Raw genomic sequence first — 15827 nt, 5'->3', positions numbered from 1 at the left:
CAAGTCAGCCTGTAGGCAGGAGCGCAACATGAACACTTCTTCTGGCAAACCTGCGGCGTTGCTTGATCCGCACGCGGTCGACCTGTTCGAATTGGCCCGCAGCGGGCGGCAAGCAGCGGGTGCCGTGCGCCTGTCGCAGCTGCCACGCATGCTGAACGAAGTGCCGGCGGACGCGTCCGATCGCGACACGGTCTTCACGTGGCAGGCCGAAGGGTTCACCCAGAAAGAGTTGCAGGACGACGGCGCCGATGGGCAGCAGCCGTATCTGCGCCTCGCGGTGCACGGCCATGCGTGGCTCACGTGCCAGCGCTGCATGACCCCGTACGACCAGACGTTCGACGTCGACATGACGTACCGGGTCGTTGCGACCGAAGAAGAAGCTGAAGAATTTCCGCTCGACGACGATGAAGCCGATGTGATCGTGGGCTCACGCCAGTTCGATCTCGTCGACTTGATCGAAGAGGAGTTGCTGCTTTCGTTGCCGCTCGTGCCCAAGCACGAGGTTTGCCCGGCAGTTCACGAAAGCCTCGTGTCGGGTGCGAGCGGTCCTTCGGAAGACGCGGACGACGAGTCCGCCGAAGACGAGGACGAAGGCAAACGGCCGAATCCGTTCGCGGCGCTGGAAGCGCTGAAGAAGGACGGGGACGGCGGCAAGAAACACTAAGCAGTTGTGGCGCGGGAAGGCGTAAGGGCTTTGGGCCAGGGTAGTTAAGCGCCGGATCGGGCTGTGTTAGAATCCGGAAAATTATTTAGGAGTTAGTCATGGCAGTCCAGCAAAACAAGAAGTCGCCGTCGAAGCGCGGCATGCATCGTTCGCACGATTTCCTGACGGCAGCGCCGCTGGCAGTCGAGCCGAGCACGGGTGAAGTGCATCTGCGTCACCACGTCAGCCCGAACGGCTACTATCGCGGCAAGAAAGTCGTCAAGACGAAGAACGACTAAGCGTCAAGTCACGCGTTGCGCGCTACGTTCGCCGTTCGCGTGACAACTGGTTCGCTTGACACTTTCCTGGCTCAACAAAAAGGCGGCATTCAACTGCCGCTTTTTTGTGCCTGAAATTCGTCGCATTCCATGACCGTAAAGCTCACAATCGATTGCATGGGAGGCGACCACGGCCCGTCCGTGACCGTTCCCGCGGCAGTCAAGTTCGTCCGCGCGCATCCCGATGCGCACCTGATGCTCGTCGGCATCGAAAGCGCGATCCGCGCTCAGCTGAAAAAGCTGAAAGCCCTCGACGACCCCGCGCTGACCATCGTGCCCGCCACCGAAGTCGTGGCGATGGACGACCCTGTCGAAGTGGCGCTGCGCAAGAAGAAGGATTCTTCGATGCGTGTCGCGCTCAACCACGTCAAGGACGGCGCGGCCCAGGCCTGTATCTCCGCCGGCAATACCGGTGCGCTGATGGCCGTTTCCCGTTACGTGCTCAAGACGCTGCCCGGCATCGAGCGGCCCGCGATCGCGTTCGCGCTGCCGAACCCGACCGGCTACACGATGATGCTGGACCTCGGCGCGAACGTCGACTGCGAGCCGCAGCACCTGCTGCAGTTCGCGGAGATGGGGCACGCGCTCGTTGCCGCGCTCGAAGGCAAGGAGCGTCCGACGATCGGCCTGTTGAACATCGGCGAAGAGGTCATCAAGGGCAACGAGACGATCAAGCGCGCGGGGGAGCTGCTGCGCGCCAGCACGCTGAATTTCCGCGGCAACGTCGAAGGCAACGACATCTATAAAGGCACGGTCGACGTGATCGTCTGCGACGGCTTCGTCGGCAACGTCGCGCTGAAGACGTCCGAAGGGCTCGCGCAGATGCTCTCCGACATCATCCGCGAGGAGTTCGGCCGTTCGCTGATGTCGAAGCTGATGGCGCTGCTTGCGCTGCCGGTGCTGATGCGTTTCAAGAAGCGCGTCGATCACCGCCAGTACAACGGCGCGGCGCTGCTGGGGCTGAAGAGCCTCGTGATCAAAAGCCACGGTTCGGCCGATGCCTATGCGTTTGAGTGGGCGATCAAACGCGGGTATGATGCCGTCAAAAACGGCGTGCTGGAGCGCCTCGCGCGCGCGATGGCGGACAATTCGGTGTCGCTCGGCGACGGCGAACACGACGCGGGCGGCGCGGGCCAGACGAGCCCGGCCGCAGGCCATCACGCCGAACCTTCCGCTGCGCAATCCTCTAAAGCATAAATGGCCCAATCGACTCTCTATTCCCGCGTGCTCGGCACGGGCAGCTATCTGCCGCCCGACCGCGTCACGAACCAGCAGCTTGCCGATCGACTCGCGAAGGAAGGCATCGAGACGAGCGATGAGTGGATCGTTGCGCGCACGGGCATCCATGCGCGTCACTTCGCCGCACCGGACGTCACGACGAGCGACCTCGCGCTCGAGGCGTCGCGTCGTGCGATCGAAATGGCCGGTATCGATCCGCAGTCGATCGACCTGATCATCGTCGCGACTTCGACCCCCGATTTCGTGTTTCCCAGCACGGCGTGCCTGCTGCAGAACAAGCTCGGCATCAAGAACGGCGGCGCGGCATTCGACGTGCAGGCCGTGTGCTCCGGCTTTGCCTATGCGATGGCGACGGCAGACAGCTTCATTCGCAGTGGCCAGCACCGCACGGCGCTCATCGTTGGCGCGGAGACGTTCTCGCGCATTCTCGATTTCAAGGACCGGACGACCTGCGTGCTGTTCGGCGACGGCGCGGGCGCGGTGATCCTGTCCGCATCGGAAGAGCCGGGCGTGCTCGGCAGCGCGCTGCACGCGGATGGCAGTTATTCGAACATCCTCTGCACACCGGGCAACGTCAATCGCGGCGTGATCGACGGCAGCGCATTCCTGTACATGGACGGGCAGGCCGTGTTCAAGCTCGCGGTCAACGTGCTCGAAAAGGTCGCGATCGAGGCGCTCGCCAAGGCGAATCTCGCGCCGGAGCAGATCGACTGGCTGATTCCGCACCAGGCCAACATCCGCATCATGACCAGCACCTGCCGCAAACTCGGCCTGCCGCAGGAGCGCATGGTCGTGACGGTCGACCAGCACGGCAACACGTCGGCTGCGTCGATCCCGCTGGCGCTCGACACCGCGGTGCGCGACGGCCGCATCCAGCGCGGTCAGCACGTGCTGATCGAAGGCGTCGGCGGCGGCTTCACGTGGGGCGCATCCGTCTTCCGCTACTGATCCGCGGCGCGCAATGGCTGCGCGCGGATCCCGAACCGGCGCGCCGTTCGCGCGCGCCGTCCGAATCGATTCAATTGGGGGCGATATGAAATTTGCATTCGTTTTTCCGGGGCAGGGCTCGCAGTCGGTCGGCATGCTCAACGCATTCGCCGATCTGGCCGTCGTGCGCGAGACGCTTCAGGAAGCATCCGATGCACTCAATCAGGATCTCGGCAAGCTGATCGCCGAAGGTCCGGCCGAAGAACTGAATCTGACCACCAACACGCAGCCCGTGATGCTGACGGCCGCCTACGCGTGCTACCGCGCATGGCAGCAGGCCGGCGGCCCGGCCCCGTCGATCGTCGCGGGCCACAGCCTCGGCGAATACACGGCGCTCGTCGCCGCGGGCGCGATCGCGTTCAAGGACGCAGTGCCGCTCGTGCGTTTCCGGGCGCAGGCGATGCAGACGGCCGTGCCGGTCGGCGAGGGCGGCATGGCCGCGATCCTGGGTCTCGATGACGACACGGTGCGCGCGGTGTGTGTCGAAGCCGCGCAAGCGGGCGTCGTCGAAGCCGTGAACTTCAACGCTCCGGCGCAGGTCGTGATCGCGGGCGCGAAGGCGGCCGTCGAGAAGGCCTGCGAGATTGCGAAGGCGAAGGGCGCGAAGCGCGCGTTGCCTTTGCCCGTGTCGGCGCCGTTCCATTCGTCGCTGCTCAAGCCGGCGTCGGACCAGTTGCGCGACTATCTCGCGAACGTCGACGTGAAGGCGCCGCAGATTCCCGTCGTCAACAACATCGACGTCGCCGTGGTCAGCGATCCGGCCGCGATCAAGGACGCGCTGGTGCGCCAGGCCGCGGGCCCGGTGCGCTGGGTCGAATGCGTGCAGCACATCGCGGGCACGGGCGTCACGCACGTGATCGAATGCGGTCCGGGCAAGGTGCTGTCGGGCCTGACGAAGCGCATCGACGGCAACCTGGTCGGCGCATCGGTATTCGATCCGGCTTCGCTCGATGAAGCACTGAAGCTGGCGACCGCCTGACGCGGCGCCTTTCCTCAAGAGACGGATATTCGATTCATGGAAAAGACTCTCGATAAACAGGTCGCGATCGTGACCGGCGCGTCTCGCGGCATCGGCCGGGCGATCGCGCTCGAACTCGCGCGCCTGGGCGCGACGGTGATCGGCACGGCGACGAGCGAATCGGGCGCTGCCGCGATTACCGCAGGGTTCGCGGAAGCGGGCGTGACGGGCCGCGGCGCGGTGCTGAACGTCAACGACGCGGCGGCGGCCGAAGCGCTGATCGACGCGACCGTGAAGGAATTCGGCGCGCTCCACGTGCTCGTCAACAACGCCGGGATCACGCAGGACCAGCTCGCGATGCGGATGAAGGACGAGGACTGGGACGCGGTGATCGACACCAACCTGAAGTCGGTGTTCCGCCTGTCGCGTGCAGTGCTGCGCCCGATGATGAAGGCCCGCGGCGGCCGTATCATCAACATCACGTCGGTGGTCGGTTCGGCCGGCAACCCGGGGCAGGTCAACTATGCTGCCGCGAAGGCCGGCGTCGCGGGCATGACCCGTGCGCTCGCGCGCGAGATCGGCAGCCGCGGCATCACGGTGAACTGCGTCGCGCCGGGCTTCATCGACACCGACATGACGAAGACGCTGCCGGAAGAACAGCAGACCGCGCTCAAGACCCAGATTCCGCTCGGCCGCCTCGGCAGCCCGGAAGACATCGCCCATGCCGTCGCGTTCCTCGCATCGCCGCAGGCCGGTTACATCACCGGCACGACGCTGCACGTGAACGGCGGCATGTACATGTCGTAACGGTTTTCGTTTACCATCCGCGCCGTATCCCGTTTTTCAGGCGGATAGGCGCTTGATCGACCATCAAGCCAACGCGCGTTTTGGCGTCAGCAAACCTGATAAAATGCGCGCACTTGTAAATCTGAACTTTCCCTCGGAGGGGTAATGGATAACATCGAACAACGTGTCAAGAAGATCGTCGCTGAGCAACTGGGCGTCGCAGAAGCCGAGATCAAGAACGAAGCATCGTTCGTGAACGACCTGGGCGCGGACTCGCTCGACACGGTCGAACTGGTGATGGCGCTCGAAGACGAGTTCGGCATGGAAATCCCGGACGAAGAAGCAGAGAAGATCACGACCGTTCAGCAAGCGATCGACTACGCTCGCGCAAACGTCAAGGCGTAAGCGCCTTAGCGCTTGTCTGCCACGTCGCCGCGATCTTCGCGTTTGACGCGCCATCCTGCCGGCAACCGCGCCGGACGGACTAACAGCCACAGGGCTCGCAGGGCTGGTTCCTGTGGCCACTGTGGCTTTTGTTTTTGTCATCCAATGGAAAAGAGGTTACCGTGAGCCGCCGTCGTGTTGTCGTTACAGGCCTGGGGCTGATTTCGCCTGTTGGCAATAATGTTGCCGACGGCTGGGCCAATCTCGTCGCCGGCAGGTCCGGCATCGCCACCGTCACGAAGTTCGATCCGTCGAACCTTGCCGTGCATTTCGCGGGTGAGGTGAAGGGTTTCAGCGCCGAGGAGTACATTCCGGCGAAGGAAGCCCGCAACATGGATACGTTCATCCATTACGGCATCGCAGCCGGCGTCCAGGCAATCCGGGACAGCGGCCTCGAAGTGAACGAAGCCAATGCGGAACGCATCGGCGTGCTGGTCGGCTCCGGCATCGGCGGCCTGCCGATGATCGAAGACACGCACCAGACCTACGTCGATCGCGGCGCGCGCCGGATCTCGCCGTTCTTCGTGCCGGGTTCGATCATCAACATGATCTCGGGTCACCTGAGCATCATGTTCGGCCTGAAGGGCCCGAACCTCGCGGTCGTGACGGCCTGCACGACCGGTCTGCACAGCATCGGCCTCGCGGCGCGCCTGATCCAGGCCGGCGATGCCGACGTGATGGTCGCGGGCGGCGCCGAATCGACGGTGTCGCCGCTCGGCATCGGCGGCTTCGCGGCCGCGCGTGCGCTATCGACCCGCAACGACGATCCGGCCACTGCGTCCCGTCCGTGGGACAAGGACCGCGACGGCTTCGTGCTGGGCGAGGGTGCAGGCGTCATGGTGCTCGAGGAATACGAGGCGGCGAAGGCGCGCGGCGCGAAGATCTATGCGGAAGTCTCGGGCTTCGGCATGACGGGCGATGCGTACCACATGACCGCGCCGAACATGGACGGTCCGCGCCGCTGCATGGTTGCGGCACTGCGCGACGCCGGCGTGAACGCGGACGAGGTTCAGTACCTGAACGCGCACGGCACGTCGACGCCGCTCGGCGACAAGAACGAGTCCGACGCGGTGAAGGCGGCCTTCGGCGAGCATGCGTACAAGCTCGTCGTGAACTCGACGAAGTCGATGACGGGCCACTTGCTGGGTGGCGCGGGTGGTCTCGAGTCGGTGTTCACGGTGCTGGCGCTGCACAACAACGTGTCGCCGCCGACCATCAACATCTTCAACCAGGACCCCGAGTGCGATCTCGATTACTGCGCGAACACCGCGCGTGACATGAAGATCGACGTTGCCGTGAAGAACAACTTCGGCTTCGGCGGTACCAACGGCACGCTGGTGTTCAAGCGCGTCTGACGCCGAATCGCTTGACGAGTCCATTCGATGCTCCGGCCGGGCGTCCGCAGCGCTTTGCGTTGCGGGCCTCGGCCGTGTCGTATGTCGTGCTGGCCGTGTTCGTCGCGGCGGCTGCCGCGTCCGCGTACCTGTTCTGGGCGCCGCGGGCCGGTGCTGCCGCCGGCGCGTGCGTGTCCGCGGCGACGGCTGCGCTGCTTGCCGTGTGTGCCGCGCGGGCCTGTGCCCGTCGGCTGCCGGCCGAGCTGCGGATCGATGCATTCGGGGAGATTGCGGCGTTTGGCCGCACCGGGCGCTTGCTGGCCCGGGGCCGCGTGACCGGCCATGCACACTGGAGCAGCCTGCTGCTCGTACTGTCGGTCGGGCAGGGCGCCCGGCGCGCCCGGCCGCTGTTGATCCCTGCCGATGCGCTCGATGCCGCGTCGTTCAGCGCGCTGTCCGTGCTGGCGCGTAGCGCGGGCACGGCGGGGCGGGCATGACGGTGGCGCAGTTACCGACCGTAACCAGCGCCCGGCGCCGGAACGCTACAATAACGCTCCGCGTTGCATCCCTAGTTAACGGATTTGTCAGGTGAGTGAAAAAGAAATCGATCAGGCTCTGGTCGAGCGCGTACAGAAAGGCGACAAGGCAGCGTTCGAACTCCTGGTCTCCAAATACCACCGCAAGATCATTCGGCTGATCTCGCGCCTCGTGCGGGATCCCGCCGAGGTCGAGGATGTGGCCCAGGACGCGTTCATCAAGGCGTATCGTGCGCTGCCGCAATTTCGCGGCGAGTCGGCGTTCTACACGTGGTTGTACCGGATTGCCGTCAATACGGCGAAGAACTACCTTGCGACGCAGGGCCGCCGGGCACCGACCTCCACCGAGGCCGATGCCGAGGAAGCGGAAACTTTCTCCGACGCAGACCAACTAAGGGATATCAACACGCCTGAGTCGATGTTGATGAGCAAGCAGATTGCCGAGACGGTCAACGCTGCAATGGCCGTCCTGCCCGAAGAACTGCGCCAGGCGATCACGCTGCGCGAGATCGAGGGCCTGAGCTACGAAGAGATCGCGGAAATGATGGATTGTCCGATCGGGACGGTCCGGTCGCGGATCTTCCGGGCGCGCGAGGCAATTGCTGCGAAATTGCGTCCGCTGCTCGATACGCCCGAAGGCAAGCGCTGGTAAGCGCGACGGGCGCAACGAAGCGGGTCGGGGTCTAGTTACGGATAGAGTCGTGAAGTCACGACGGGGTGTGTGCAAGATGGGGAGCATCATGGGGTCGGTCAATACGCAGTCGCAGGCGTGCTCGCGCGGCGAGCGCCTTTCCGCTCTGGTCGACGGTGAACTGTTCGACGGCCCGGATCACGGGCAGTTTCTGGCTGAGCTCGACCGCGCGGATCGCGCTGCGTGGGCCCATTACCACCTGATCGGCGATGCGCTGCGCTCGGACGAGCTCGCACTGTCGCCCGCGCTGAGCGTCGCGTTCACCGCGCGCATGTCGGCCGCGCTCGAAAGCGAGCCGCACCTGCTCGCGCCGGCCGCCGCGCCGGTCGCGCGCAAACTGCTGTCGCTGCGCCGGCGAGTCGTGCCCGCGTTCGCGGTGGCCGCCGCGGCCGCCACGCTGACGTGGATCGTCGTCCCGCAGATGCAGACGGCCGGCGCGCCGGGCGCCGTCCAGGTCGCATCGACAGGCGCACCGCAGAACGGCAACCTGCAGCGCGTGACGGTTGCGCAGGCATCGGCGCAGCCGGGTCTGCAGGACGTCAACATCATCCGCGACGCAAGTCTCGACCAATACCTTGAAGCGCACCAGCAATTCGCGCAGCAGCCCGTCGTCACGGGCTCGATGCCGCTGATCCGCGCTGCCGTGACCACCACGCCAGGCCAATAAACCCGATGCGGACATTGCAGTTGAATCACGCCATCTCCGGATGGAAGCGGCTGCCGGCCCTCCTGCTTTGCGCAGCCGCCCTGTTGTCCGTCCAATCCCTCACAGCCAGCGCCCAGCAACCGGACGATCCCGTCGCGACCCGCAAGGGGGCGGCGGATTGGCTCGATCGCATCCAGCAGGCGGCGCAGCAGCAGAGCTACGAGGGTACGTTCGTCTACCAGCGCGGCGGCTATGTCCAGTCGTCGCGTATCGCGCACGTGGCGTCCCGCGACGGCGAGTTCGAGCGGATCGAGTCGCTCGACGGCAAGCCGCGCAAGGTTCTGCGGCACAACGACGAGTTGTACACGTTCGTTCCCGAGCGCAAGTTGTGCGTGGTCGAGCGCCGCCAGACGCGCGATTCGTTCCCTGCATTGCTCGGCGCGGGCGGCGAGCACGTGATGTCCGTTTATGACGCGAAGCTGCTCGGCAAGGACCGTGTGGCCGGGGTCGACGCGCAAGTGGTCGAACTCGTACCGAAGGATGCGTACCGGTTCACGTACAAGCTGTGGGCCGACACCCGCACCGGGCTGCTGCTGCGTTCGCAGACGCTCGACGCGAGCGATCACGTGCTCGAGCAGGTCGCATTTTCGCAAGTGCAGACAGGCGGCACGGCCGGCGACAAATCCGCGATTGCGGCCGGCATGCGCAACCTGAGCGGCTGGACGGTCGTCCGCCCGCCGGTCGCGACGGTCGACATGGAAGCGCAGGGCTGGCAGATCGCACCGACCATCGCCGGATTCCGGAAGATTCGCGAGGTGCGCCGCCCGATGGCCGCGCGCGACGCCGGTGATCCGCCGATTCCGGTCGATCAGGCCGTCTTCACCGACGGCCTCGCGACGATCTCCGTCTTCATCGAGCCGGCCGAAAAGAACACGCGCAAGGAAGGTGCGGGCAGCACCGGCGCGACCCACGTGCTCGTGAAGCGCCGCGGCGACTACTGGATCACCGTGCTCGGCGAAGTGCCGCCGGCCACGTTGCAGCAGTTCGCGTCTGCCATAGAATACAAGGCTTCCAAGTAACGCTACGGCTTTCGACATGACGAAACTCACGCTGCGCAAAGTGTTCGCGGCGGCGGTGCTGTTTGCCTGCCTGCCGCTTGCCTCGCATACCGCTGCCGCTGTCACGCCTCCTGCAGCCAGCCTTCCCGACTTCGCCGATCTGGTCGAGAAGGTCGGGCCGGCTGTCGTGAACATCCGGACCACCGCGAACGTGCCGACGCCCGGGCCGCGCGGCGTGCTCCCGCCGGGCTTCGACAACGGCGACATGTCGGAATTCTTCCGGCGCTTCTTCGGCATTCCGCTGCCGCAGGCGCCCGGTAGTCGTGGCGGCAACGGCAATGGCAACCCGAAAAACGCGCCGGCGCCAGACAATCCGCCCGACACCGAGCAGAACCGCGGCGTCGGTTCGGGCTTCATCGTGTCGGCGGACGGCTACGTGATGACCAACGCGCACGTCGTCGACGACGCTGACACCATCTACGTGACGTTGACCGACAAGCGCGAATTCAAGGCGAAACTGGTCGGCGTCGACGACCGCACGGACGTCGCGGTCGTCAAGATCCAGGCGTCGAATCTGCCGGTTGTCGCGATCGGCGATTCGAACAAGGTGCGCGTCGGCGAGTGGGTCGTCGCGATCGGCTCGCCGTTCGGCCTCGACAACACCGTGACGGCCGGCATCGTGAGTTCGAAGAGCCGCAACACGGGCGATTACCTGCCGTTCATCCAGACCGACGTCGCGGTGAACCCCGGCAACTCGGGCGGCCCGCTGATCAACATGCAGGGCGAGGTGATCGGCATCAACTCGCAGATCTACAGCCGCACCGGCGGTTTCATGGGCATTTCGTTCGCGATCCCGATCGACGAGGCGATGCGCGTGGCGGACCAGCTGAAGGCGACCGGCAAGGTCACGCGCGGCCGCATCGCGGTGGCGATCGGCGAAGTGACGAAGGATGTGGCCGACTCGATCGGGTTGCCGAAGGCGGAAGGCGCGCTCGTCAGCAGCGTCGAGCCGGGCGGTCCGGCCGACAAGGCGGGCATTCAGCCGGGTGACATCATCCTGAAGTTCAACGGCCGGCCGGTCGATGCGGCGTCGGATCTGCCGCGCATGGTCGGCGACACGAAGCCGGGCACCAAGGCGACCGTCAGCGTGTGGCGCAAGGGTCAGGCGCGTGATGTGCCGATCACGATCGCCGAGACGCCGGCGGAGACGACGGCGAAGGCCGAGCAGCGCAAGAATGTGCCGCAGAAGCCGCGCCAGGCCAATTCACTCGGCTTGACGGTCAGCGACCTTTCGGCTGACCAGCTGAAGTCGCTGAAGCTGAAGAATGGCGTGCAGATCGACGGCGTCGACGGTCCGGCGGCCCGTGCGGGCCTGCAGCGCGGCGACATCGTGCTGCGCGTCGGCGACACCGACATCACGAGCGCGAAGCAGTTCGCCGACGTGACCGCGCAGTTGGATCCGCAGAAGGCTGTCGCGGTGCTCGTGCGGCGCGGCGACAACACGCAGTTCGTGCCGGTGCGCCCGCGCCCGATCCAGAAGTAACGCGCCGATGTTCACGCTCTACGGCCGCGGCTGGTGCCATCTGTGCGACGACATGCGCGATGCGCTGGCGCCCGTGGCGGCCGAGTTCGGCGTTGCCGTCGACTACGTCGACATCGACGCCGATCCGGCGCTCGTCGCCCGTTACGACGAGGACGTGCCGGTACTGTTGCTGGACGGCACGGAGGTGTGCCGCCACCGGTTCGACGAGGCGAGGGTGCGCGGCGCGCTATCGGCGCGGCGCTGAATCTGGCCCCGCCGCCGGCCGCGCCCTGCGCGGAGTTCCGGTGCGAGTCTGCCCGCCAAGGCCTCCGGCAGGGTGCCCTGACCGGGCGTCCTCGACCAGACGTCCCAAATTACCGCCCGGCAAAGGCCTTTTCGGCTAAAATAAGCCGTTTTTTCACCGACTTACAAGGCGTGCTCCGCAGTCGTCGAGCGCGCCTTTTTCGCTTGATCGGCACTGAATGGATCATATTCGCAATTTCTCGATCATCGCGCACATCGACCATGGCAAGTCGACGCTCGCGGATCGCATCATCCAGGTATGCGGCGGCCTCGCCGACCGTGAAATGGAAGCGCAGGTGCTCGATTCGATGGATATCGAGCGCGAACGCGGCATCACGATCAAGGCGCAGACGGCGGCACTGTCCTATCGCGCCCGCGACGGCAAGGTCTACAACCTCAACCTGATCGATACGCCGGGGCACGTCGACTTCTCGTACGAGGTCAGCCGTTCGCTGTCCGCGTGCGAAGGTGCGCTGCTCGTGGTCGACGCGAGCCAGGGCGTCGAGGCGCAGACGGTCGCGAACTGCTACACGGCGATCGAGCTCGGCGTCGAGGTCGTGCCGGTGCTGAACAAGATCGACCTGCCGGCGGCGAACCCCGAGAACGCGATCGAGGAGATCGAGGACGTGATCGGCATCGACGCGACCGACGCGACGCGCTGCAGCGCGAAGACGGGGCTCGGCGTCGAGGACGTGCTCGAAGCGCTGATCGCGAAGGTGCCGCCGCCGAAGGGCGATCCGGCCGCGCCGCTGCAGGCGCTGATCATCGATTCGTGGTTCGACAACTACGTCGGCGTCGTGATGCTCGTGCGCATCGTCAACGGCACGCTGCGCCCGAAGGACAAGATCAAGATGATGGCGACCGGCGCGCAGTATCCGGTCGAGCACGTCGGTGTATTCACGCCGAAGTCGCGCAATCTCGAATCGCTGTCGGCCGGGCAGGTCGGCTTCATCATCGCCGGCATCAAGGAACTGACGGCCGCGAAGGTCGGTGATACGGTCACGCACGTGACCAAGGCCGCCACCGAGCCGCTGCCGGGTTTCAAGGAAGTGAAGCCACAGGTGTTCGCGGGCCTCTATCCGGTCGAGGCGAACCAGTACGACGCGCTGCGCGAGTCGCTCGAGAAGCTGAAGCTCAACGACGCATCGCTGCAGTACGAGCCGGAAGTGTCGCAGGCGCTCGGCTTCGGTTTCCGCTGCGGCTTCCTCGGGCTGCTGCACATGGAAATCGTGCAGGAGCGGCTCGAGCGCGAATTCGACATGGATCTCATCACGACCGCGCCGACGGTCGTCTACGAGGTCGTGCAGAGCGACGGCTCGACGATCATGGTCGAGAACCCGGCAAAGATGCCGGAGCCCGGCCGCATCGCCGAAGTTCGCGAGCCGATCGTCACCGTGAACCTGTACATGCCGCAGGACTACGTCGGGTCCGTGATCACGCTGTGCGAGCAGAAGCGCGGCTCGCAGATCAACATGCAGTATCACGGCCGCCAGGTGCAGCTCACGTACGAAATCCCGATGGCCGAAATCGTGCTCGACTTCTTCGATCGGCTGAAGTCGGTGTCGCGCGGTTATGCGTCGATGGATTACGAGTTCAAGGAATACCGCACGTCGGACGTCGTCAAGGTCGACATGCTGATCAACGGCGACAAGGTCGATGCGCTGTCGATCATCGTGCACCGCTCGCAGTCGCAGTATCGCGGCCGTGAAGTGGCCGCGAAGATGCGCGAGATCATTCCGCGCCAGATGTACGACGTGGCGATCCAGGCCGCGATCGGTGCGCACATCGTCGCGCGCGAGAACATCAAGGCACTCCGCAAGAACGTGCTCGCGAAGTGCTACGGCGGCGACATCACGCGAAAGAAGAAACTGCTCGAGAAGCAGAAAGAAGGTAAGAAACGCATGAAGCAGGTGGGTTCGGTCGAGATCCCGCAGGAAGCGTTCCTCGCGATCTTGCGCGTCGAAGACAAATAACAGGACTGATCCTTTTATGAATTTTGCGCTGATTCTTTTTGTGCTCGTCGTCGTGACGGGCGTAGCGTGGGTGTTGGACAAACTGGTGTTCCTGCCGCGGCGACGCAAGGCGGCCGATGCGGCGATCGAGGAGTTCGATCGCCAGCAGTCGCGCATCGACAAGCGATTCGCTGACGAAAACGCAGCGCAGACGCGTTCGAGGCTGCGCGACGAAAAACTGCGTCAGCCGTGGTGGCTCGAGTACACCGCGAGCTTCTTCCCGGTGATTCTGGCCGTGTTCGTCGTGCGATCGTTCGTCGTCGAGCCGTTCAAGATTCCGTCGGGCTCGATGGTGCCGACGCTGCGGATCGGAGACTTCATCCTCGTCAACAAGTTCGAATACGGTCTGCGCCTGCCGATCACGAACACCAAGATCACGCAGGGCAGCCCGCTGTCGCGCGGCGACGTCGTCGTGTTCCGTTATCCGAAGGACGAGTCGGTCGACTACATCAAGCGCGTGATCGGCCTGCCGGGCGACACGGTCGCTTACCAGGACAAGCAACTGACGATCAACGGCCAGCCGGTGCCCGAAACGCCGTTGCCGGATTTCTTCGACGACGAGCGCCAGAACTACGCAAAGCAGTTCGAGGAAACGATCGGCAACAAGAAGAACGCGATCCTCAACAACCCGGCCGTGCCGCCGTTCGTGATGGGCGCTTACGATTATCCGTATCGCGACAACTGCACGTACAACAGCCGCGGCGTGATCTGCAAGGTGCCGCCGGGCCACTACTTCATGATGGGCGACAACCGCGACAACAGCGCCGACAGCCGCTACTGGGGTTTCGTGCCGGACAACAACATCGTCGGCCGCGCGTTCTTCATCTGGATGAACTTCGGCGACCTGAAGCGCATCGGTTCCTTCAACTGATCGCGTTCGACTCGCACGCAATGCGCGACGCACGGGCCGCGTCGCGTATTGCCGAACTACTTTAAGAACCGGCGGTAACACCGCCTCGTCACGCCTTTTCGCGTCCGGCCGTGCCGTTTCGGCCCGACCGGCGCCCGCGTTATACTCCTGCACATGCCCCTATCCCAGTTGGAAAGCCGGCTGCGCTACGAATTTCGCAATGCGGAATTATTGCGCCAGGCTTTGACCCATCGCAGTCACAGTGCCACGCACAATGAACGGCTCGAGTTTCTCGGCGATTCCGTTCTGAATTGCGCGGTGGCCGCCCTTTTGTTCCAGCGTTTCAGCAAGCTGGACGAAGGCGACCTGTCGCGCGTGCGCGCCAACCTCGTCAAGCAGCAGTCGCTCTACGAAATCGCTCAGGCCCTGAATATTTCGGAAGGGTTGCGGCTGGGCGAGGGCGAATTGCGCAGCGGCGGCTTCCGTCGCCCGTCGATCCTCGCGGACGCGTTCGAAGCCATCATCGGGGCGGTATTCCTCGATGGCGGCTTCGAAGCCGCCCAAGGGGTCATCAAGCGCCTCTATATCCCGATTCTCGACCACATCGATCCGCGCACGCTCGGCAAGGATGCGAAGACGTTGCTGCAGGAGTACCTGCAGGGGCACAAGATCGCGCTACCGACCTATACGGTCGTCGCGACTCATGGTGCGGCGCACAATCAGCAGTTCGAGGTCGAGTGCACGGTACCGAAGCTCGACGTGAAGGTGTCAGGCTCCGGCGCGAGCCGGCGGGCGGCCGAGCAGGCTGCCGCGAAGAAGGCGCTCGACGAGGTGCTGGCGGCCGCGCCGATGCTGGCCGCGAAGCCGAAGCGTTCGAAGAACGCACGCGGGTCGAAGCACGTCGAGCCTGAAATCGTGCCGGGCGTGAAGGGCGTGCAGGAAGCGCTCGACCTGCGTTCGCCGGACCGAAAGGAGCGTGCGACGACGCGCGACGCGAAGGCGCCTGCTGCCGGGTCGGCAGCGACCGACGCCGGCGCACACACGACCGAGCGGCCGACGCAGGCGCCGATGGCCGCGATTCGCGCGGCGCATGTGGAAACGGCCACGGACAAGGCCGACCGGCCCCCGAAGCCGATGGCCGACAAGCCGGCCGACAAGGCGCCTGAGAAGCCGTCGGATCGCAACGAAACCGGCTCGCGCGCGACGGACAAGCACGCGGAAGCCGCACCCCGTGCAGCCGACAAGCAGGCGGGCCAGGCGGCCGATCCGGCCGCGTCCACCGACAAGCCCGCTGCCGGTTCAGACGCCGCTTCGCGTGCAACGTCGCGCGCCCGCGACGCCGCGGCGCCCGGCACCGAGACGCCGCAGGGTGGCGCAAGCCTCGCTGCCGCGCAGGCGCGCGTGGCCGATGCCGACCACTGAATTGCCCCTCGATCGTGCCGCGCGCCGCGCGGCCGTTTCCGAACCTGTCTCCCAAACG

At 65.1% G+C, this 15827-nt stretch carries 17 protein-coding genes; all 17 read left to right on the top strand.

Going from position 1 to position 15827, the window contains the following annotated elements; all coding sequences use genetic code 11:
* The first annotated feature begins 28 nt into the window (after window positions 1-28).
* The 17 genes from WS66_RS24175 (at window position 29) to rnc (ending at window position 15769) form a co-directional block, all read left to right on the top strand.
* The gene (locus WS66_RS24175; RefSeq protein WP_059607032.1) at window positions 29-664 is read left to right on the top strand and encodes a DUF177 domain-containing protein; all 636 of its coding nucleotides are present in this window, start codon (window positions 29-31) and stop codon (window positions 662-664) included.
* A 98-nt stretch (window positions 665-762) separates the two neighbouring features.
* Window positions 763-942, top strand: coding sequence for a 50S ribosomal protein L32 (gene rpmF, locus WS66_RS24170; RefSeq protein ID WP_006051932.1), 180 nt, complete (start codon window positions 763-765; stop codon window positions 940-942).
* 129 nt (window positions 943-1071) lie between these two features.
* Window positions 1072-2178: a phosphate acyltransferase PlsX gene (plsX, locus tag WS66_RS24165; RefSeq protein ID WP_059607035.1), complete on the top strand. Its 1107-nt coding sequence runs from the start codon at window positions 1072-1074 to the stop codon at window positions 2176-2178.
* Window positions 2179-3168 (top strand): beta-ketoacyl-ACP synthase III, encoded by a 990-nt coding sequence (locus tag WS66_RS24160; RefSeq protein ID WP_059607037.1) that lies wholly within the window; start codon window positions 2179-2181, stop codon window positions 3166-3168. It abuts the gene before it with no gap.
* A gap of 85 nt (window positions 3169-3253) precedes the next feature.
* Window positions 3254-4186 carry an ACP S-malonyltransferase gene (fabD, locus tag WS66_RS24155; RefSeq protein WP_059607039.1) on the top strand — a complete coding sequence of 311 codons (933 nt, stop codon included), beginning with the start codon at window positions 3254-3256 and terminating at the stop codon, window positions 4184-4186.
* Between the two features lie 36 nt (window positions 4187-4222).
* Entirely contained in the window at window positions 4223-4972 is a 750-nt protein-coding gene (gene fabG, locus WS66_RS24150; RefSeq protein ID WP_059607041.1) for a 3-oxoacyl-ACP reductase FabG, read from the top strand.
* A 144-nt stretch (window positions 4973-5116) separates the two neighbouring features.
* Window positions 5117-5356, top strand: a complete 240-nt coding sequence (acpP, locus tag WS66_RS24145; protein WP_004197638.1) for an acyl carrier protein — start codon at window positions 5117-5119, stop codon at window positions 5354-5356.
* A 161-nt stretch (window positions 5357-5517) separates the two neighbouring features.
* On the top strand, window positions 5518-6750 hold the full coding sequence (gene fabF / locus WS66_RS24140; protein WP_059607043.1) for a beta-ketoacyl-ACP synthase II: 1233 nt from the start codon (window positions 5518-5520) through the stop codon (window positions 6748-6750).
* Window positions 6751-6761: 11 nt separating this feature from the next.
* On the top strand, window positions 6762-7226 hold the full coding sequence (locus tag WS66_RS24135; RefSeq protein WP_059607045.1) for a protein YgfX: 465 nt from the start codon (window positions 6762-6764) through the stop codon (window positions 7224-7226).
* A gap of 91 nt (window positions 7227-7317) precedes the next feature.
* Window positions 7318-7917, top strand: coding sequence for an RNA polymerase sigma factor RpoE (gene rpoE / locus WS66_RS24130; RefSeq protein ID WP_006752490.1), 600 nt, complete (start codon window positions 7318-7320; stop codon window positions 7915-7917).
* Between the two features lie 88 nt (window positions 7918-8005).
* The gene (locus WS66_RS24125; protein WP_059523722.1) at window positions 8006-8623 is read left to right on the top strand and encodes a sigma-E factor negative regulatory protein; all 618 of its coding nucleotides are present in this window, start codon (window positions 8006-8008) and stop codon (window positions 8621-8623) included.
* Window positions 8624-8628: 5 nt separating this feature from the next.
* Window positions 8629-9681, top strand: a complete 1053-nt coding sequence (locus WS66_RS24120) for a MucB/RseB C-terminal domain-containing protein (protein ID WP_059607047.1) — start codon at window positions 8629-8631, stop codon at window positions 9679-9681.
* 16 nt (window positions 9682-9697) lie between these two features.
* Window positions 9698-11203 (top strand): DegQ family serine endoprotease, encoded by a 1506-nt coding sequence (locus WS66_RS24115; RefSeq protein WP_059607049.1) that lies wholly within the window; start codon window positions 9698-9700, stop codon window positions 11201-11203.
* A gap of 7 nt (window positions 11204-11210) precedes the next feature.
* Window positions 11211-11447, top strand: a complete 237-nt coding sequence (locus tag WS66_RS24110) for a glutaredoxin family protein (protein ID WP_059607051.1) — start codon at window positions 11211-11213, stop codon at window positions 11445-11447.
* Between the two features lie 217 nt (window positions 11448-11664).
* Window positions 11665-13458, top strand: coding sequence for a translation elongation factor 4 (lepA, locus tag WS66_RS24105; protein WP_059607053.1), 1794 nt, complete (start codon window positions 11665-11667; stop codon window positions 13456-13458).
* 16 nt (window positions 13459-13474) lie between these two features.
* The gene (lepB, locus tag WS66_RS24100; protein ID WP_059607055.1) at window positions 13475-14368 is read left to right on the top strand and encodes a signal peptidase I; all 894 of its coding nucleotides are present in this window, start codon (window positions 13475-13477) and stop codon (window positions 14366-14368) included.
* A 153-nt stretch (window positions 14369-14521) separates the two neighbouring features.
* Window positions 14522-15769, top strand: coding sequence for a ribonuclease III (gene rnc / locus WS66_RS24095; protein ID WP_059607057.1), 1248 nt, complete (start codon window positions 14522-14524; stop codon window positions 15767-15769).
* Window positions 15770-15827: the final 58 nt, after the last annotated feature.

It is taken from the genome of Burkholderia sp. LA-2-3-30-S1-D2 (assembly GCF_001523915.2).
In the GTDB taxonomy this organism is placed as follows: Bacteria; Pseudomonadota; Gammaproteobacteria; order Burkholderiales; family Burkholderiaceae; genus Burkholderia; species Burkholderia diffusa.
Note: the sequence above shows the minus strand (reverse complement) of the source record. Positions and strands in the feature narration are given on the sequence as shown.